21 protein-coding genes and 1 other RNA gene are annotated in these 18,617 nt (G+C 58.5%); 11 read left to right on the forward strand and 11 right to left on the reverse strand.

The window, feature by feature from the left end:
• Window positions 1–231: 231 nt before the first annotated feature.
• Both rnpB and rsmI read right to left on the reverse strand, forming a co-directional pair.
• Window positions 232–590: RNase P RNA component class A (gene rnpB, locus BLU26_RS08110), an RNA gene on the reverse strand.
• Between the two features lie 64 nt (window positions 591–654).
• Window positions 655–1,509, reverse strand: a complete 855-nt coding sequence (rsmI, locus tag BLU26_RS08115; protein ID WP_092285557.1) for a 16S rRNA (cytidine(1402)-2'-O)-methyltransferase — start codon at window positions 1,507–1,509, stop codon at window positions 655–657.
• 156 nt (window positions 1,510–1,665) lie between these two features.
• On the opposite strand from rsmI, the gene BLU26_RS08120 reads away from it, so the two are divergent.
• Genes BLU26_RS08120 through BLU26_RS08135 form a run of 4 tightly spaced genes read left to right on the forward strand, consistent with a single transcriptional unit; the run spans window position 1,666 to window position 5,028 of the window.
• Window positions 1,666–3,486 carry a penicillin-binding protein activator gene (locus BLU26_RS08120; protein ID WP_092285559.1) on the forward strand — a complete coding sequence of 607 codons (1,821 nt, stop codon included), beginning with the start codon at window positions 1,666–1,668 and terminating at the stop codon, window positions 3,484–3,486.
• Window positions 3,486–3,860, forward strand: a complete 375-nt coding sequence (locus tag BLU26_RS08125) for a YraN family protein (RefSeq protein ID WP_092285561.1) — start codon at window positions 3,486–3,488, stop codon at window positions 3,858–3,860. The genes BLU26_RS08120 and BLU26_RS08125 overlap by 1 nt, the downstream gene beginning before the upstream one ends.
• 11 nt (window positions 3,861–3,871) lie before the next feature.
• Window positions 3,872–4,465: a phosphoheptose isomerase gene (locus BLU26_RS08130; RefSeq protein ID WP_092285563.1), complete on the forward strand. Its 594-nt coding sequence runs from the start codon at window positions 3,872–3,874 to the stop codon at window positions 4,463–4,465.
• Window positions 4,462–5,028, forward strand: a complete 567-nt coding sequence (locus BLU26_RS08135) for a BON domain-containing protein (protein WP_092285565.1) — start codon at window positions 4,462–4,464, stop codon at window positions 5,026–5,028. Before BLU26_RS08130 ends, BLU26_RS08135 begins: the two co-directional genes overlap by 4 nt.
• 75 nt (window positions 5,029–5,103) lie before the next feature.
• On the opposite strand, the gene BLU26_RS08140 is transcribed toward BLU26_RS08135, so the two are convergent.
• The 7 genes from BLU26_RS08140 to rplM all read right to left on the reverse strand — a co-directional run bounded on the left by BLU26_RS08140 (window position 5,104) and on the right by rplM (window position 10,045).
• The gene (locus BLU26_RS08140) at window positions 5,104–5,511 is read right to left on the reverse strand and encodes a ClpXP protease specificity-enhancing factor (protein ID WP_092288413.1); all 408 of its coding nucleotides are present in this window, start codon (window positions 5,509–5,511) and stop codon (window positions 5,104–5,106) included.
• Between the two features lie 38 nt (window positions 5,512–5,549).
• Window positions 5,550–6,179 (reverse strand): glutathione S-transferase N-terminal domain-containing protein, encoded by a 630-nt coding sequence (locus BLU26_RS08145; RefSeq protein ID WP_092285567.1) that lies wholly within the window; start codon window positions 6,177–6,179, stop codon window positions 5,550–5,552.
• Between the two features lie 162 nt (window positions 6,180–6,341).
• Window positions 6,342–7,130, reverse strand: coding sequence for a cytochrome c1 (locus BLU26_RS08150; RefSeq protein WP_092285569.1), 789 nt, complete (start codon window positions 7,128–7,130; stop codon window positions 6,342–6,344).
• On the reverse strand, window positions 7,130–8,353 hold the full coding sequence (locus BLU26_RS08155) for a cytochrome b (RefSeq protein WP_092285571.1): 1,224 nt from the start codon (window positions 8,351–8,353) through the stop codon (window positions 7,130–7,132). The genes BLU26_RS08150 and BLU26_RS08155 overlap by 1 nt, the downstream gene beginning before the upstream one ends.
• On the reverse strand, window positions 8,353–8,946 hold the full coding sequence (petA, locus tag BLU26_RS08160; RefSeq protein WP_092285573.1) for a ubiquinol-cytochrome c reductase iron-sulfur subunit: 594 nt from the start codon (window positions 8,944–8,946) through the stop codon (window positions 8,353–8,355). Before petA ends, BLU26_RS08155 begins: the two co-directional genes overlap by 1 nt.
• 265 nt (window positions 8,947–9,211) lie before the next feature.
• Window positions 9,212–9,604: a 30S ribosomal protein S9 gene (gene rpsI / locus BLU26_RS08165; protein ID WP_092285575.1), complete on the reverse strand. Its 393-nt coding sequence runs from the start codon at window positions 9,602–9,604 to the stop codon at window positions 9,212–9,214.
• A 12-nt stretch (window positions 9,605–9,616) separates the two neighbouring features.
• Window positions 9,617–10,045, reverse strand: coding sequence for a 50S ribosomal protein L13 (rplM, locus tag BLU26_RS08170; protein WP_092285577.1), 429 nt, complete (start codon window positions 10,043–10,045; stop codon window positions 9,617–9,619).
• A gap of 264 nt (window positions 10,046–10,309) precedes the next feature.
• On the opposite strand from rplM, the gene BLU26_RS08175 reads away from it, so the two are divergent.
• Together BLU26_RS08175 and BLU26_RS08180 are read left to right on the forward strand one after the other, a co-directional pair.
• Window positions 10,310–11,350: an NADP(H)-dependent aldo-keto reductase gene (locus BLU26_RS08175; protein WP_092285579.1), complete on the forward strand. Its 1,041-nt coding sequence runs from the start codon at window positions 10,310–10,312 to the stop codon at window positions 11,348–11,350.
• 135 nt (window positions 11,351–11,485) lie between these two features.
• Window positions 11,486–12,499: a GlxA family transcriptional regulator gene (locus BLU26_RS08180; RefSeq protein ID WP_092285582.1), complete on the forward strand. Its 1,014-nt coding sequence runs from the start codon at window positions 11,486–11,488 to the stop codon at window positions 12,497–12,499.
• Here BLU26_RS08180 and zapE read toward each other — a convergent pair whose 3' ends face one another.
• Both zapE and BLU26_RS08190 read right to left on the reverse strand, forming a co-directional pair.
• Window positions 12,500–13,591, reverse strand: coding sequence for a cell division protein ZapE (gene zapE, locus BLU26_RS08185; protein WP_092285584.1), 1,092 nt, complete (start codon window positions 13,589–13,591; stop codon window positions 12,500–12,502).
• Window positions 13,592–13,662: 71 nt separating this feature from the next.
• Window positions 13,663–14,286: an alpha/beta hydrolase gene (locus BLU26_RS08190; RefSeq protein ID WP_092285586.1), complete on the reverse strand. Its 624-nt coding sequence runs from the start codon at window positions 14,284–14,286 to the stop codon at window positions 13,663–13,665.
• A 274-nt stretch (window positions 14,287–14,560) separates the two neighbouring features.
• On the opposite strand from BLU26_RS08190, the gene BLU26_RS08195 reads away from it, so the two are divergent.
• The 5 genes from BLU26_RS08195 to BLU26_RS08215 are packed head-to-tail and all read left to right on the forward strand — an operon-like array spanning window position 14,561 to window position 18,583.
• On the forward strand, window positions 14,561–15,019 hold the full coding sequence (locus BLU26_RS08195) for a YhcB family protein (RefSeq protein WP_092285588.1): 459 nt from the start codon (window positions 14,561–14,563) through the stop codon (window positions 15,017–15,019).
• A 41-nt stretch (window positions 15,020–15,060) separates the two neighbouring features.
• The gene (locus BLU26_RS08200) at window positions 15,061–16,200 is read left to right on the forward strand and encodes an MlaE family ABC transporter permease (protein WP_092285590.1); all 1,140 of its coding nucleotides are present in this window, start codon (window positions 15,061–15,063) and stop codon (window positions 16,198–16,200) included.
• A complete protein-coding gene (locus BLU26_RS08205) occupies window positions 16,197–17,003 on the forward strand; it encodes an ABC transporter ATP-binding protein (protein ID WP_231702026.1) in 807 nt (268 codons plus the stop codon). The genes BLU26_RS08200 and BLU26_RS08205 overlap by 4 nt, the downstream gene beginning before the upstream one ends.
• 3 nt (window positions 17,004–17,006) lie before the next feature.
• Window positions 17,007–17,945 (forward strand): MlaD family protein, encoded by a 939-nt coding sequence (locus BLU26_RS08210; RefSeq protein WP_092285594.1) that lies wholly within the window; start codon window positions 17,007–17,009, stop codon window positions 17,943–17,945.
• Window positions 17,942–18,583 carry an ABC-type transport auxiliary lipoprotein family protein gene (locus tag BLU26_RS08215; protein ID WP_092285597.1) on the forward strand — a complete coding sequence of 214 codons (642 nt, stop codon included), beginning with the start codon at window positions 17,942–17,944 and terminating at the stop codon, window positions 18,581–18,583. The genes BLU26_RS08210 and BLU26_RS08215 overlap by 4 nt, the downstream gene beginning before the upstream one ends.
• Window positions 18,584–18,617: the final 34 nt, after the last annotated feature.

Below are 18,617 nucleotides of genomic sequence, written 5' to 3' on the forward strand. Positions count from 1 at the left end.
ACTTTGGCACACTATAGAAATGCGCCGATACAGCGTCAAGCGGGCATTTGAGGAAAAAAGCCTTGCAGAGCAGGGGTTTAGAGAGAAAAGGGAGGGATTTACCTACAAACCGGGAACAGGGGAGGTCACAAAGAAGAAACAAAGCAAACAGATCCCCTCACAACTTAAAGTGGATTGTGAAGAGTAAGATTTTTTTGATCTAAAAGAGACGGGAGTCACAACGAGAAGAAAAATAAGAGTTGGCCTGTAAGCCGGGTTCTGTCGAGAACAGTCATTCCTCTGGGATCACCATCACTGGTGACCTCTAGCAACCTACCCGAATCCAGTGCGGGCCACACCAATGGATTCCTATTTGGTCTTGCTCCGAGTGGGGTTTACCACGCCACAGTCTGTTACCAGCTGCGCGGTGCGCTCTTACCGCACCTTTTCACCCTTACCGGCGCTTGCGCGCTTAGGCGGTTTGCTTTCTGCTGCACTTTCCGTAGGCTCACGCCTCCCAGGCGTTACCTGGCACTCTGCCCTATGGAGCCCGGACTTTCCTCCCTGCCAGCGCCAGAAGGAACCAACAGAGCGACTGTCCAGCCAACTCTTGGCGGCAAGGTTAGCCGCGTTCGCCACCCAGAGCAAGCAGAAAACACCGCACAGCGCTCGACCTCAGTCGCCCTGCTCGCCTCGCTGCAACGCCAACTGGTAAAGCTGATTCTTGCGCTCACCGGTGATCTGCGCAGCCAGACGCGCAGCCTGCTTTACCGGCAGCTCGTGCAATAGTGCGTCAAGAACCCGCTCGGCTTCTGCCGAAACTGCATCGACCGCCGGCGCGGGTGCACCCTCCACTACCAGCACACATTCACCGCGCTGCTGATCACTGTCACCCCGAACCCAATCTGCCAGCTCCGTCAGCGGCGCACTGCGCAGCGTTTCAAAGGTCTTGGTCAACTCCCGAGCCAACACCACCCGCCGCTCGCCGCCGAGGATCTCGCGCATATCATCCAGACACTCTAAAAGACGATGCGGCGCTTCATAGACCATCCAGGTACGCTGCTCCGCTGCGAGATCCTGCAGTCGCTGCCGACGACCGTGCGCTTTGGCAGGCAAGAAGCCCTCAAAGGCAAAGCGGTCCGACGGCAAGCCCGCTGCACTTAGAGCAGCAATCAACGCGCAGGCACCGGGCAAGGGCGACACCCTGACCCCAGCCTCCCGCGCCTGCCGCACCAGGTGATAGCCAGGATCCGAAATCAAGGGTGTACCGGCATCCGAGATCAGCGCCAGATCATCTCCAGCCAGCAAGCGCGCCACCAACCGCTCACCCTTGTCACGTTCGTTGTGATCGTGACAGGCGGTCATCGGCGTGGCGATACCGAAGTGCTGCATCAGGCGCGCACTGTGGCGGGTGTCCTCCGCGGCGATCAAGGCCACCGAACGCAGTACCTCAAGCGCGCGCGGCGTGATGTCCTGCAGGTTGCCAATGGGCGTGGCAACCACATAGAGCGTACCGGTGCTGGTCGTCATAAATACCCCGAGTAGTAATCTGTGACACATTGTACAGGAGCAGCAACGACCACTGCGATTGCCTGGAGATTGGCAGGGCCCTTGGTTACAATGCTCACATTGATCATCTCAAGGGAAGCACTCTCGCTGCGACCCGCCGCGTAAGGACACCTCCGCATGCCCCGCACTCTTCGCCTGTCCGCCCTTAGCATTGCATTTAGCTGGCTGGTGGTCGGTTGCTCATCTCAGCCAACCCAACTGGACGACCTGCCGCGCACGCCACAAGCCTCGGTAGATCAACTGTTAAAAGATGCAGACCGTGAAGAAGGCGCTGAAGCGGACCTGATGCGCCTGTATGCCGCCCAGGCCGCAATGCAGGCCGGCGATGCCGAACGCACCCAACAGATTCTGCAACGCGTGCCCCAAAGCAAACTGCCGACCGAGCAACAGATCCGCTTCAGCGAACTGCAGGCCCAGAGCGCACTCGCGATGGGCGATAACGCCGGCGCGCTGCGCGCCATGCAGCACCCCTCAATTCAGCAACTCGATAGTCGCCCACTGGAAGAGCAACTACGCGTGCAACAACTGCGTGCCGACATCTACGACGCCAACGAACAGCCGATCGATGCCGCACGTGAGCGCATGTTCATCAACAGCCTGCTACCGGAAACCTCGCAGAGCAACAACCAACAGGCAATCTGGGATAGCCTCGCCAAGGCCAGCACCCCTACCCTGCAGCAAGCCTCTACCTCTGCCACCGGCGAGTTTGCCGGCTGGGTACAACTGGCACTGATTAACCGCCAGAACAGCAACCTGGACCTGCAGATTCAAGCATTGCAGGCCTGGCGCGAGACCTACCCCAACCACCCTGCCAACAGCAAGCTTCCCGACGCGATGGAGCAACTGCAGGAGCTGCAAGCCAGCCGTCCCACTCACATTGGCCTGCTGCTACCTTTTTCCGGCCCCTTGGCCAATGTCGCCCAAGCACTACGTGACGGCTTTCTGGCTGCGCAATATCAGGCGCAGAGCCAAGGCATAGAACAGCCACAGGTCACCCTGTATGACAGCACCCAATACGTGGATACGCTGCAGGCACTGAATCAGGCCAAGGCGGAGGGCGTGCAATGGATCATCGGGCCACTGGAAAAGGACAAGGTTGCTTATCTTGCCGGCCTACCAGAGCTGCCACTGCCTGTGCTGTCGCTCAACTACAGCGAGCAGCAGAGCAATAATGCGCTGACCTTCTACCAGTTTGGCCTGGCGCCAGAAGATGAAGCCCGTTCGGCCGCCGTGCGCGCCTGGGAAGACGGACGCCGTCGCATGGCGACACTGACCACCAGCGACGACTGGAGCCAACGCGCCAATTACGCCTTTAAGCAACAATGGGAAGCGCTAGGCGGGGAGCTGCTGGGGCAGGAGATCGTCGACCAGCCGGCTACCGTCGCCAACCAGATGGGCGAACTGTTGAAAATCCGCCAGAGCGAACGGCGCGCCAACAACATTCAGGGCATCTTGGGCGACGTCAAAGCACAACCAACACCCCGCCAGGACCTGGATGCGCTATTTCTTGCCGCTACACCGCTGCAGGCCAGACAGATCAAGCCCACCCTTGCTTTCCAGTACGCTGCCGACCTGCCGGTCTACGCCACCTCGCACTCCTATCAAGTGGACCCCAGTGGCACGCAAAACACTGACCTGGATGGCCTGCTGGTAGCAGAAACCCCCTGGCTTCTGGATCAGGACGACCCGCTTTACGCGAGCGTCACCAGCAACTGGCCACAAGCCGCGGGCCCACTGGGCCGCCTCTACGCCATGGGCATAGACGCGCAGCGCATCTTTAGCCGCTTACCCCAGATGCGCCAGTATCCGGACACCCGCATTGACGGCGCCACAGGCCTGCTCTCGCTCGGCCAGGGCGGACGCATTCAGCGTGATTTGGCGTGGGGGCAGATCGAAAACGGTCTACTGGAACCGGCGGTACTCGACGAACGCTTTTAATGCTGCGTTTTACGCCCAAGCAACGAACAGGCAATCAGGCCGAGGCCCTGGCTGAACAAATCATGTGCCGGGCCGGTCTAAGCTGTCTCGCGCGCAACTACCGATGCAAGCAAGGCGAGCTTGATCTGGTCATGCGTGATGGGGATACAGTAGTATTTGTCGAAGTGCGTTACCGGCGCCACAACCGCTGGGGTGGCGCAGCAGAAAGTGTCAACCAGGCTAAGCAACAGCGCGTCATCCTGGCCGCCCAGCACTTTCTTCTGCATCATCCGAAACTGGCCAACCGCCCCTGCCGCTTCGATGTCATTGCCGCCGAAGGCAATCCCGCGGATCCTGCTGCCTATAACTGGATCCGAGAGGCTTTCACTTGCTAGCGAGTTCTCCTATGGACATGCAACACCGCATCAGACAGCTGTTCACCGACAGCATCGAGACCAAAACCCGCGCCATGGATGTGCTCGGCCCAAGCATAGAGCAAGGCAGCCAAGCCATGGTCAATGCGCTGCTCAACGAGGGAAAAATCCTGACTTGCGGCAACGGCGGCTCTGCCGGCGATGCTCAGCACTTTTCCTCCGAGCTGCTCAACCGTTTCGAGCGCGAACGCCCAAGCCTGCCCGCCATAGCGCTGACCACCGACGCGTCGACCATCACCTCGATTGCCAATGACTACAGCTACGAAGAGGTCTTCTCCAAGCAGATCCGCGCCTTGGGTCAGCCCGGCGACATCCTGCTGGCTATTTCTACCAGCGGCAACTCCGCCAACGTCATGCAGGCCATCCAGGCCGCTCACGACCGCGAGATGCTGGTGGTCGCACTGACCGGCCGCGATGGCGGCGCAATGGCTTCACTGTTATTGCCTGAGGACGTCGAGATTCGGGTACCTGCCCGCTCTACCGCGCGCATCCAAGAGGTGCACCTGCTGGCCATTCACTGTTTGTGCGACCTGATTGATCGTCAACTGTTCGGGAGCGAGGAATGATCCGCCTGTTCGCTGTTACTGCTTTTGTATTACTCACCGGCTGCACCAGTGTATTGACCGCCGCCCGCGACACCCCCATTGAAGACGATCGCGGCACCCGCACCCTTGGCAGCAGTATTGATGATCAGTTCATTGAGACCAAAGTCTCGGTCAACGTCAACAAAGCGCACCCCGACATAGAACGCCAGGGTCGCATCTCTGTCACCAGCTACAACGGCGTTGTCCTCCTTGCCGGCCAGGTGCCGCGTCAAGAGCTCATCGCAATTGCTGGCGAAGCGGCCAAGAACACCCAGCGTGTAAAGGTGGTGCACAACGAGCTGAGCACCATCGCACCCTTGTCACTACTGGCTCGCAATCAGGATGCGCTGATTACCGCCAACCTCAAGGCGCGCCTGCTGACCGACGGCAACATCCCTGGTAGCCGTATCAAGGTCGTCACCGTTGCCGGCGTGGTGTACCTGATGGGCCTGGTCAGCCAAAGCGAAGCTACCATGGCCGTCTCCGAAGCTCAGCAGGTAGGTGGCGTTCAGCGCATCGTCAAGCTGTTCGAGTACATCAACTAAGCATTCCAACGGCCGTAAAAAAAAGCGCCACCCCAAACTGGAGGTGGCGCTTTTTTTATCTCTACACAGTGCAGTCTACTTCACCACCTTCAATGAAGGCCGGCCACTGTCGGGCTTGCTCGGCGCTTTTCCGGCACTGTCACTACTGTCAGTCGGCGCAGGCGGAGGACTGACAGGCTCAACCTCAAAGACCATGCCCTGGCCATTTTCACGTGCATAGATGGCCATGACCGCCTCGGCTGGAATCCATACCTGCTGGGCAACGCCGCCAAAGCGACCATCGAAGCAGATGCGCTCGTTATCCATATCCAACTGACGCACTGCACTGGGTGATAAATTCAGCACTATCTGGCCGTCTTCAACAAAACCTTCAGGCACAGCGGTGCCTGGAAAGCCTGCGTTAACCAACAGATAGGGCGTGCACTGATTATCCAGAATCCATTCATACAGCGCTCGAATCAGGTAGGGGCGACTGGAATTCATCTCCGTCATGCCTTGCTCCTCTGGTTGCGTCGAATGAGTTACTGCATTTCCTTCTCGGCAGCAGAAAGACTGGCAATAAAACCCTCACGCTGGAACACGCGATCCATGTAATCCTGCAGCGGCTTCGCTTGCTTTGGCAGCTCGACACCGAGCTCAGGCAAACGCCAGAGAATAGGGGCAATGCAGCAGTCAACCAGGCTAAATTCATCGCTCATGAAAAAAGGCATCTCCGCGAATACCGGTGCGACACCGGTCAAGCTTTCACGGAGTTCCTTACGCGCCTTGGTGACAGCAGCCGGTGCGCTTTTGGCATCAACAATAATGTCCACCAGACGACACCAGTCACGCTGCACCCGATACATCAGCAGGCGGCTGTTGGCCCGCGCCACCGGGTAGACTGGCAGCAGCGGCGGATGCGGGAAACGCTCATCCAGGTATTCCATCATGATGTTGGGCTCGTAGAGCACCAGGTCACGATCCAGCAGCGTCGGCACGCTGTTGTAAGGGTTGGTTTCAGCCAGCTCTTGCGGGTGATTATCAGGCTCTACATCAACCACATCGACGGTCACACCCTTCTCCGCCAGTACGATACGTACGCGGTGGCAGTAGTGGTCACGTGGATCGGAGAAAAAAGCCATCGAAGAACGCTTGTTGGCGGTGACGCCCATAAATCAACCCTCATCCTTTAGCGGACTGCGGCAAGCACACTGAATGCAGCATGAAACACAAGAAAACGCGAGCCTCTGCCCGCGCAAACGAAACGGCATTATACCCTAGAAACAAGTGCGCGCCCCAAAGGGCGCGCACCGATCATCAGCAAATACCGGCTATCAATGCACGTCGCGCCAGTATTCCTTCTTCAACAAGTAAGCAAACACGAACAGGAAGGCCAGATAGAGCAGCACATAAACACCAATGCGTTGACGCTCCAGCTTGACCGGATCTGCCGAGTAGGCCAGGAAGGTCACCAGGTTTTTCACCGTAGTATCGAACTCCTCCTCCGACTGCGTACCGGTATCCGGCACGATGGTCAGCACATCACACTGCTCTTCTTTCATGATGTCGCCGGTCAGGGTATCGCGCTGAACCTTGCCATCATGGCTCTTAACCGGCATGGCTTTGCAACCCACCACCTGGCGCCCTTGCAGCTCTGCCATCACATTGGGCATACCCACATTGGGGAATACCTTGTTGTTGACACCCAATGGGCGCTCGGGATCCTCATAGAAGGTCCGCAGGTAGGTATACAGCCAGTCGGTACCGCGCACACGGGCAACCAAAGTCAGGTCCGGCGGCGCTGCACCAAACCAGGTTTTGGCGTCGTCGTGACGCATGCCGTTCTTCATGTGCTCGCCGATAAGGGTGCCTTCGGTGAACACAATATTGTCCAGCATCAGCTGCTCAGGGATACCCAGATCGTTTGCTACTCGCTCATAACGCTGATACTGCGCAGAGTGGCAACCCATGCAGTAGTTGGCGAATGTGCGCGCACCATCTTGCATCGCAGCCTTGTCGGTAAGATCAATGTTCGCCGCATCCAGTGCGACGCCGTGCCCACCAGCAGCCATGGAGACCGCCGGAACCAGCGCGAAAAACAGGGCAATCAATTGTTTTTTCATTAGCCAGTAACCCTCTCCGGAACCGGTTTGGTCTTCTCCAGGCGCGTGTAAAACGGCATCAGGATGAAGAACGCGAAGTACAGTACGGTACAAACTTGCGACAGCTTGGTCAGTGCCGGAGTGGACGGCACCGCGCCCAGAATTCCGAGAATCACAAAGACCACGCAGAACAGGAACAGCGCAAGCTTGCTCATCCAACCCTTGTAACGGATCGAACGCACCGGACTGCGGTCCAGCCAGGGCAGAACAAAGAGCACCGCGATGGCCGCACCCATGGCAACAACACCAGGGAACGCCGAGCCGGCAATCGAGGGCACCGCTCGCAGAATCGCGTAGAACGGCGTGAAGTACCATACCGGCGCAATGTGGTCAGGCGTCTTCAACTGGTTGGCAATTTCAAAGTTCGGCTTCTCGAGGAAGTAACCACCCATTTCCGGGAAGAAGAACACAATGCCGCAGAAGATGAACAGGAAGACCACCACACCGACGATATCCTTCACGGTGTAATACGGATGGAAGGCGATCCCATCTAGGGGCTTGCCGTTCTCATCCTTGAACTTCTTGATATCGATACCGTCAGGGTTGTTGGAACCGACCTCATGCAGCGCAATGATGTGCAGCACAACCAGACCCAGCAACACGATCGGCAGCGCAATAACGTGCAGCGCGAAGAAGCGGTTCAAGGTGATACCGGAGATCAGGAAATCGCCGCGTACCCACTGTGCCAGATCGGGACCAATGAACGGTATGGCACCAAACAGCGAGATGATTACCTGCGCCCCCCAGTAGGACATCTGCCCCCACGGCAACAGGTAGCCCATGAAGGCTTCACCCATCAGCACCAGGTAGATCATCATACCGAACAGCCAGATCAGCTCACGCGGCTTCTGATAAGAGCCATACATCAGGCCGCGGAGCATGTGCAGATACACCACAACAAAGAAGGCAGACGCGCCAGTCGAGTGCAGATAGCGCAGTAGCCAGCCGTATTCCACGTCACGCATGATGTATTCGACAGACGCGAACGCACCATCAGCGGAAGGCTCATAGCTCATGGTCAGCCAGATGCCGGTAATCAGCTGGTTGACCAGCACCAGCATAGCCAGCGAGCCGAAAAAGTAAAAGAAGTTGAAGTTCTTGGGAGCGTAATACTTGGTCAGGTGATCTTCCATCACCTGATTGACCGACATCCGCTCATTGACCCACTGCATCAATTTATTCATCAGGCACTCTCCTGATCCACGCCGATCACGACAATGTCATCAGACTCGTAGGAATAAGGCGGAACCGGCAGATTCAATGGCGCAGGCTGGCCCTTGAATACCCGACCGGACATATCGTAGTGAGAACCGTGACAGGGGCAGAAATAGCCACCCTTCCAGTCGGCTCCCATATCTGCAGATGCGACTTCCGGCTTGAACAGCGGAGAGCAGCCAAGGTGCGTACACACACCCATGACGACCAGCAACTCAGGCTTGATCGCCCGCGTCTTGCCGTCGACGTACTCGGGCTGATTGGAAGCTTCGGATTGCGGATCAGCCACCTCTGAATCGGTGTCATCCAACAGAGCGATCGCTTCAGGCGTGCGATGAGAGACGAACACTGGCTGACCGCGCCATTCAACAACAATCTGCTGACCCAGCTCGATCTTGCTGATATTCACCTTCACCGGCGCTCCAGCCGCTTTGGCCCTGGCGCTCGGGAACCAAGCTCCCACAAAAGGGGTTGCGACCCCTACTGCTCCGGCGGCACCGACCACACTCGTGGCGGCCACCAGGAAGCGACGCCGGCCATTATTCACGCCGTCATTACTCATCCAGTCGTCTCCCATCAGCTAATTTCAGACCTTTTCCAAGGCCTTTTTCAAGTTTTATACTGCCTGCACAAAATGAAACCGATGGTAATGAAAAACCCCTTTTTTGACAAGGTGATATCCACTCCCAAGGCAGGTAGACACTATACCGAATGCCGCGTCATTCAACCGCTCCAGACAGCATAGTTCATTGCGACACCTTGCCGCAGACACAAAAACGCCCGGCACTTCCAGCGGAAGCCCGGGCGCTTTGAACGGCAAAAGCCGATTAACGCTTGGAGTACTGAGGACGCTTACGCGCTTTACGCAGACCCACTTTCTTACGCTCAACTTCACGTGCGTCACGAGTAACATAACCCGCTTTACGCAGTGCGCCGCGCAGAGTCTCATCGTATTCCATAAGCGCACGGGTGATCCCGTGACGGATGGCGCCAGCCTGGCCAGAGATACCACCGCCGCTGACGGTAACATACACGTCAAACTTCTCGGTGCTTTCGGTCAGCTCAAGCGGCTGACGAACAACCATGCGAGCAGTTTCGCGACCGAAGAACACGTCGATGCTGCGGTTGTTAATAGAGATGTTGCCAGAACCCGGACGCAGGAATACGCGAGCGGTGGCGGTTTTACGACGGCCGGTGCCGTAGTTCTGTGTCGCCGACATAGTGAACTCCTGTTAGATCTTCAGTTCTTGGGGTTGTTGTGCGGTATGCGGATGAACAGATCCTTTATAGACCTTCATCTTGCGATACATGGCACGACCCAGAGGGTTCTTCGGCAACATACCTTTTACAGCACTCTCAATCACACGCTCAGGAGCACGCTGGATCAGCTTCTCGAAGTTGATCGACTTAATGCCGCCCGGAAACCCGGAGTGGCTGTAGTAGATCTTGTCCTGAGTCTTGTTACCGGTTACATGCACTTTTTCTGCATTGATGACTACGATGTAATCACCGGTATCGACGTGCGGGGTATATTCGGGCTTGTGCTTACCGCGCAGACGTGAAGCAATCTCGGTAGCCAGACGACCCAGGGTCAGACCATTGGCGTCAACTACGTACCAATCACGTTTTACGGTTTCAGTTTTTGCGCTGAAGGTTTTCATTAATCCTAGCCTCAGAGGCCGCTCTATAAAGAAGACGGCGAATCTTACAGAATGAAATGTGTTTTTACAAGACAACAAAGCCTAGAACAGACACTCAGTGGGGGCTGCGTGGGTCTGGGTGGCATCTGCGCTGTAAACAACAACGACAGGCTAGGCATCCTGTCGAAAGTGGCGGGCATTATGCCAAGGCGTTGAAAAAATACAACCTTTATTTGGATCCATGGTCAATAATGGGCCCACACTTCGGCAACCAAGGAGCACGCCATGCAATACCGCCCCCTCGGCCGCACCAACCTGAAAGTCAGCGCCCTTTGTCTTGGCACCATGACCTGGGGTGAACAGAACTCGCAAGCTGATGCCTTCGCACAAATTGATCGTGCACGCGATGCTGGCGTCAACTTCATTGATACCGCCGAAATGTATCCAGTGCCACCCAAGGCCGAGACCTACAGCCGCACCGAAAGCATCATTGGCACCTTCTTCCAGCAGCGCGGTGAACGCGAGAAGTGGATTCTGGCCAGCAAGATTGCCGGCCCCGGCAACGGCTTGAGCTACCTGCGCGACGGCCGCACACGGTTCACCCGCGAGCACATCGACAGCGCACTTGAGGGCAGTCTGAAGCGACTGCAGACAGACTATATCGATCTGTATCAACTGCACTGGCCCGATCGCCGTACCAATTTCTTTGGCCAGCTGGGTTATCAGCACCATGTCGACGACGAGCTGACCCCCTTCGAAGACACGCTTGAAGCGCTGGATCGGCAGGTACAGGCCGGCAAGATTCGCCACATTGGCTTGTCCAACGAAACACCCTGGGGCGTTAGCCGATTTCTGCAATTGGCCGAAGCGCGCGGCTGGCCTCGCGTGGTCTCGATTCAAAACCCTTACAACCTGTTGAACCGCACCTATGAGATTGGCCTGGCGGAAATGTCGCTGCGAGAGCAATGCGGGCTTTTGGCCTACTCTCCTCTGGCGTTTGGCGCACTGACCGGCAAGTACCTCAACGGCCTCAAGCCAGAGAAGGGCCGACTGACGTTATTCACCCGCTTCACTCGCTACAGCAACCCGCAAGCGCAGAAGGCATGTGCACGCTATGTGCAGCTGGCGCGCGACCATGGCCTTGACCCGGCGCAGATGGCCCTGGCGTTCGTCACGCGTCAGCCCTTTGTTACCAGCAACATTATCGGTGCTACCAACATGGACCAGCTCAATCGCAACCTGAGCAGTGTCAACATGGGGCTCACCGACAGCATCCTGCAGGCCATCGCCGAGATCCACCAGAGCCAACCCAACCCCGCTCCCTGACCCCCATCCTCTCTGGCGCATGATCTTCAACCTAAGGTCATGCGCTTGACCGCATCCCTCAGCGCAAGCCAAACTCCAGGCTGAACACGGCATTTCTGCCGCACCTTGTCCGATACAGCACAAAAGACAGCCAGCATGCCCGCGTCAACTTCAGCTTCGCCTGCGCTGCAGCAGGTCGCCATTCTGGCCACCGACTGCACCATTGCCTCTACTGTCATGCAGGCAAAAGACTTCTTTTATATGGCCAGTCTCAACGACGGGCGCCAACGCGGCCTTGGACTCACACCCAGCTTCAGCACTTTAATAGCCGCACCCGACGACCGCCCTGCAACCAGTTTCAGCCAGGACCCGCTGCCCGTTCAGACCCGCATCGACCAGACCGCGCCGCAACTGATTATCCTGCCGGCATTCTGGGGCGATTTCGACGCACTGCTGGCACGCTACCCCACCGTAATTCCGTGGCTAAAAAGCGCGCATGCCGCAGGAGCACTGATCGGCGCGGTCGCCAACGGCGCTTTCTGGGCCGCCGCCGCCGGGCTGCTCGACCAGCGAGAAGCCACCACCTACTGGCGCTACTACGATGATTTCAGCGCACGCTTCCCGCACGTGGCGCTGCAGCGCGACAAACACCTGACCGACGCCGGCGCCGTACTCTGCGCCGCCGGTATCAGCTCAGGGCGCGATCTCTTCGTACACCTGGCGGAAAGACTCTGCGGCCCCGGTGTGGCACAAACCGTGGCAAGGGATGTGTTTTACGAGGTGCAGCGCAACTACTCACCCGGCGTGATCGGCTTCGGCGGGCAAAAAATGCACCAGGACCTGGCGATACTGCAGATTCAGCAGTGGCTGGAAGGGCATTTTGCGGAGAAATTCCGCTTTGAGGATGTTGCCAGCCGACACGGCATGAGCATTCGCAATTTCATGCGACGATTCCAGCAGGCTACCGGGGACAAACCACTGCAGTACCTGCAGCGGCTACGCATTGAGATGGCCAAGACGCTGCTCAGTACCAGCCAACAGAGCATCAAGACCATCAGCTACGATGTGGGCTACGACGACGCCAGCTTCTTTGCGCGGCTGTTTCGTCAACACACCGAGCTGTCCCCCAACCAGTACCGGCGCCAATACCAGCGCCAGCACGAGGAATAATCAGGGCTTGTGCGCGCGGGCCAGAAACTCGTGCGACTGCATTTCCAGCAGCCGGCTGAGGGTACGCTGGAATTCAAACTCCAGCCGCCCACCGGTATACAGATCCTTGAGCTCAACCTCAGCAGAAATAATCAGCTTCACGTTGCGATCATAGAACTCATCGACCAGATTGATGAAGCGGCGCGCCATGTCATCCTTGCTGCCCCCCATCTGTTCCACATTGGCAATCAATACCGCGTGGAAGATACGTCCCAGCTCGATGTAGTCATTCTGACTGCGCGGACCGTCGCAAAGCGCACGAAACTCGAACCAGGCTACGTCTTCACAGACTCGGATCGACTTGATCCCCCGATTCTCGATCATCAGCTCTTCGCCTTCGACCACCTCATCCATGTCAGGCACCAGACTGTCGAAGCTGCGCCGCAGACTGGCGTTGGCCTCGCAATCGAGGGGCCAGTGATATAGCTCGGCCTGCTCCAGCGCGCGCAAGCGATAATCCACGCCATTGTCGACGTTGACCACTTCGGTCTGACTGTTCAGCAAGGCAATTGCGGGCAGAAAGCGGGCCCGCTGCAGGCCGTCTTTGTACAGGCCATCGGGGACGATGTTGGACGTTGCGACCAGCGTTACCCCTTGCGCGAAGAGTTCCTCCATGAGGCTACCGAGAATCATGGCATCGGTAATATCCGAGACAAAAAACTCGTCAAAGCAGATCACCCTCGCCTCTTCGGCAAAACGCCCGGCAATCAGCTTGAGCGGATCCTTCTTGCCCTTCATCCCCCTGAGTTCCTGATGCACGCGCTGCATAAAACGATGGAAGTGCGTACGCATCTTGCGCTCAAACGGCAACGCGTCAAAAAAGGTATCGACCAGGTAGGTCTTGCCGCGCCCGACACCACCCCAGAAATACAGCCCCTTGACCGGCTCCGGCTTTTTGCCGCGCAAACGACCGAGCAATCCGGGTTTGGCCTGGTCACTGGCGATCAGCTCATCAAACAGGCGCTGCAGATGGCGAACTGCCTTTTCCTGGGCTGGATCATGGAAGAAGTCCGGACGCTGAAGGTCCGCCTTGTAACGCTCAAGGGGAGACATACGCTGTTACCAAAGGGAGTACGACGGGTGCGCTACTCTACTCGCCCGCTCCCCCCTTGGCAATCCGACTACTAGCCAAGGGCCTGCTCAACAGCGGCTTTCAGCGGCACTAGCTGGCCGTGGAAGAAGTGCCCTGTCTCGGCAAACCGTTGCACTGTAGCACCAGGCTCATCGGCGAAGGCGGCATACACCGCCTCGGGCGCGACCACATCGTCGTCTTCGCCCATCATCACCACGGCCGGCCCACCCAAGGGCTTGAGCTCAGCAAAGCGCTGCTTTTCCACCGAGGGCGCAACCAGAATCAAGCGCTCAGGCCACACAGGCAACGCTGAGGCCGCTGCTGCGGCAACGTAACCGCCGAAGGAAAACCCCAGCAACCAGAGCGAGCTCATCTGCAGTTCGGCGCGCGCCCACTCAATAACCGCAATGCAGTCCTGCACCTCGCCAACACCGTAGTCGTGCTCTCCGGCACTGCTGCCCACGCCACGAAAGTTGAACCGCAGGGTCGCCGCGCCCAGATCCCGCGCAGTACGCATCAGGGTATGCACGACTTTATTCTGCATGGTGCCGCCCTGCACAGGATTGGGATGGCAGATGATCGCCACCAGTCCCGGACGATCCCCGCGGGTCAGTAAGGCTTCCAGCGGGCCGGCGGGCCCTTCTATAACTACCTGCTCTTCGCCTGGACGGCTCATGGCATTCTCCGTGACTACTACTGCATGAATGGCGTCGCACATGCGGAACTGCCGACAACAGCGGCGCTCCAAGTAGGATATTCTGACCTCTGGCCACCGCGACTGGCAAGGAACACGCCTGCACCAGCACAGGCGGCGCCGGGGCACTGAATAGAACGCCCGGTACCGATATAGACACTAGCCTTGGCCAGTAAATGTCGTTACCGTAAGACTATGCTCTGACAGCAAAAATACGATTGCCTGGCAGCATCAACCTATAGATGAGGGACCCAAGGTGGAAGCAAGCGAGAATCTCTGGATAGCAACAGCCATTGCCCTGGCAGTAGGCGTCGTCATCGGCGTAGTACTGGCCCAAGTGTCGCGACGCTTCAGCAGCGGCAACTCATCCAGCTCCCAGGCCCAGCTTGAGAGTCTGCAACTGCGCTTCGAAGAGTATCAGCAGGAAGTTGCGTCGCATTTCAAGACCACCGCCAACCTGGCCGGCCGGCTCAATCGCAGCTATCAGGACATTCAGGAGCACCTGACCCATGGCGCCATGGAACTGGCTCCTGACGACATGACGCGCCAGCGTCTGCTCGCCGCACTGGACCAAGACGCGCCCATTGCGCCCGGCAGCCGCAAGCACCACGAAGGCGCCTTCGACAGCCTCGAGCCACCACGCGATTACGCTCCCAAGGACAGCGGCGGCCCCGGCACCTTGTCCGAAGATTACGGCATCAAGCGCAAGCCCTGAGGCCATAGCCCGCGCTGCCAGCAGCGCGGGCAACCCACTCCATGCCAACTTCCGAATCCGCCTTTTTCCGCCTGCCCCAATCTGCCTCTGAACCGCTGCGTATAGCCGGTGATTGGACTCTCCAGCATTACGGCGAACTACGCGAACTGATCGCCCAGGTTCCTGCCAGCCAGCGCCAGAGTATCAGCGAAGTAGATCTCAGCCAGCTGGCCGGACTGGATACCGCCGGTGGTCAACTGCTGGCCGAGCTGCTGGGCCCGGAGCAATTGCAGCGCGCCAGCCAGAGCAGTCAGGACCTCAGCAGCGAACGGCGCACGCTGTTGCAACGCATTGCCAGCAGTTGCAGCGACCAACCGGACACCATCAGATCCGAACCCCTGCTGCTTATCGCGCTGCTTGAACGTATCGGCGCAGCCATGGCCGGACTGTATGCCCACGTCATCGAACTCTTGGGCTTTATCGGTCTGACCCTCAGCGGCCTGGCACGCAATCTGTTGCGTCCCGGCAACTGGCGGTTAACCGCGATAGTTGCGCAGATCGAGCAAACCGCCTTCAATGCCATTCCCATCGTCGCGCTACTGACCTTTATGGTGGGTGCGGTGATCGCCTTTCTTGGCGCCACCGTACTGGAGTCCTTTGGCGCCAGCATCTACACGGTCGACCTGATTGCCTTCTCGTTCCTGCGTGAGTTTGGCGTGTTGCTGACGGCTATTCTGATGGCCGGTCGCACCGCCAGCGCCTTTACCGCACAGATCGGCTCGATGAAAGCCAACGAAGAGGTCGATGCAATCCGTGCACTGGGGCTGAACCCGATGGAGATTCTGGTGTTGCCGCGGGTACTGGCGCTATTGATCGCCATGCCGGCCCTCACCTTCATTGCCATGCTTTCTGGCCTGTTCGGCGGCGCCATGGTCTGCGCACTGTCGCTGGACATTTCGCCAACCATGTACCTCAGCATGCTGCACCAGAACATTGAACTCAGGCATTTCCTGCTCGGCATCGCCAAGGCGCCAGTATTTGCCTTTCTGATCGCCGTTATCGGCTGCCTGGAAGGCTTCAAGGTCAGCGGCAGCGCAGAGTCTGTCGGCGAGCACACCACCTCCAGCGTGGTGCAATGTATCTTCGTGGTGATTCTGGTCGACGCATTGGCAGCGCTGTTCTATATGGAGATGGGCTGGTGAGCGAGCAAACAGACAAGCAGCAGCCATTGGTGGAAGTGCGCGGCCTGGTCAATCGCTTTGGCAGCCAGACCATTCACGACCAATTGGACCTGGACATCTATCCGCGCGAAATTCTCGGCGTGGTGGGTGGCTCCGGGACCGGCAAGTCGGTGCTGCTGCGCTCCATTGTCGGCCTGCGCCGACCCAATGCCGGCTCGGTCAAGGTATTTGGCAAGGACCTGCAGACGCTGTCGCCGGAGCAACGCTCACAACAGGAGCGCCGATTCGGCGTGTTGTTTCAGGCGGGCGCGCTGTTTTCTTCGCTGACCGTGCTGGAAAATATCGCCCTGCCTTTGATCGAGCACGCGGGCCTGAGCCGCCCGGATGCCGAGCACCTGGCGCGCATGAAGGTGGCGCTTACCGGGTTACCGCCCGAGGCAGGCGACAAATACCCATCCATGCTGTCCGGCGGCATGGTCAAGCGCGCGGCATTGGCCCGCGCCCTGGCGCTGGATCCCGATATTCTGTTTCTGGATGAGCCGACCGCCGGCCTGGACCCGATCGGCGCTGCGGCCTTTGACCAATTGATCAAAACCCTGCGTGACGCCCTTGGGTTGAGTGTTTTCCTGGTTACCCACGACCTCGACACCCTCTACGCCATCTGCGACCGCGTTGCGGTACTATCGGAAAAACGCGTACTGGTGGCCGATAGCCTGCAACGCGTCAGCGAAACAGACAACACCTGGATTCAGGACTATTTTCATGGCCCCCGCGGCCGCGCCGCCGCCGCCAGCCACCAAGCCCTTACCCCGGAGTCTAACTAGACCATGGAAACCCGTGCCCATCATGTGCTGATCGGCCTGTTTACAGTGCTTTCAGCACTCGCAGCCATCAGCTTTGCCATCTGGATGAGCAGCTCCAGCACCAGCAGCGAGTACCGCTACTACACCGTGCTCTTCAAGCAAGCGGTCACCGGCCTGTCACGTGGTAGCGCCGTACAGTTCAGCGGCATTCGCATCGGTGACATCACTGAATTGACGCTCGATAAAGAAGACCCGCGCAAGGTGCGCGCACGCATTCGCATCGACCCCAGCGTCCCCATCAAGCAGAGCACTACAGCCAGCCTGTCGTTCACCGGCATCACCGGCAACTCGGTCATTGAGCTGAGCCACGACAAACTCAACAGCCCGCCGCTGGAGGGCGTGGACGGCGAAGACCCGGTAATACCGGCAAAGCCGTCACCCATCTCCAGCCTGCTGGCCAACGGCGAGGACCTGATGACCAACATCAACAAGTTGATCGTCAGTGCCCGCGATATTCTGTCCGAGGAAAACGTCGAGCACCTGAGCCAAACCCTCGAAGGGCTGCACCAGGCCACCGACAGCATCTCCAACCCCGACGGCAACCTGCAGCAACTACTGGTTGAGCTGACCGAAACCAGCCGCGCCGCCAAGGCTGCACTGGAGCAAAGCAATCAGCTGATCGCCAACGCCGATCGCCTGGTCACCAACCAGGGCGCGCAAACCCTCGACAGCGCGGAACAGGCGATGGCCTCGGTAGCACAGTCAAGTGCCACCCTTGAGCAGATTCTGAATGACAACCAGGCGGCCTTTTCCAGCGGCATGCAAGGTCTGGGGCAGTTGGATCCCGCGATCAACGAACTACGTTCTACGCTGGCCGAGCTGCGCCTGCTGACCCGCCGGCTACAGGACGACCCCGCCCGCTTTTTGCTGGGACGTGAAAACAAACAGGAGTTTCAACCATGATTGCGCGTCGCACGTTGCAGTTGGGTGCCGGCCTACTGCTGGTGGGCCTGGTCAGCGCCTGCACGGTGCTGCCCGAGGCCGAGCCCATTACTTTTTACCGGCTGCCGAGCCCACAGCTTACGGCGAGTCAGGCCCAGCCACTGCCGCTCTCGCTGCGCATCACCACACCCGACGCCAGTTACGCCTTGCAGGCCCCGCGCATCATGGTCAGCCCGGATGAAAACACCATCAACAGCTATCAGGGCGCGCGCTGGAGCGATCCCAACCCCGCACTGCTGCGCGAGCATCTGATTCAAGCGTTTCAGCAAGAAGGGAGCTTCAACACCGTCACCAACGAAAATCAGGCGCTGGAAAGTGACGTCCATTTGTACAGTGATCTGCGGCGGTTCCAGACCGTTTATGTGAACGGCACGCCACGCGTCAACGTCACTCTGGATGCCAAGCTCGTCGATCCCACCACACGCCGCGTCATTGCCGCCAGGCACTTTCAGCTGGAACAGGCGCTGGACGATCCCCAGGTTCCCGCAGTGGTAAAAGGGCTGGGCGCGGCGTCGGACCAACTGGCGCGTGAACTGATCAGCTGGAGCCGCGGTGAACTGGCCACCATGCAGCCGGCAAAGAGCCAGCAAGCTGAATAACACCAACCCCCTGGTTCATCTGTCGCCCTGAGGG

Origin of the sequence: Halopseudomonas sabulinigri (assembly GCF_900105255.1) — a bacterium.
Lineage (GTDB): Bacteria > Pseudomonadota > Gammaproteobacteria > Pseudomonadales > Pseudomonadaceae > Halopseudomonas > Halopseudomonas sabulinigri.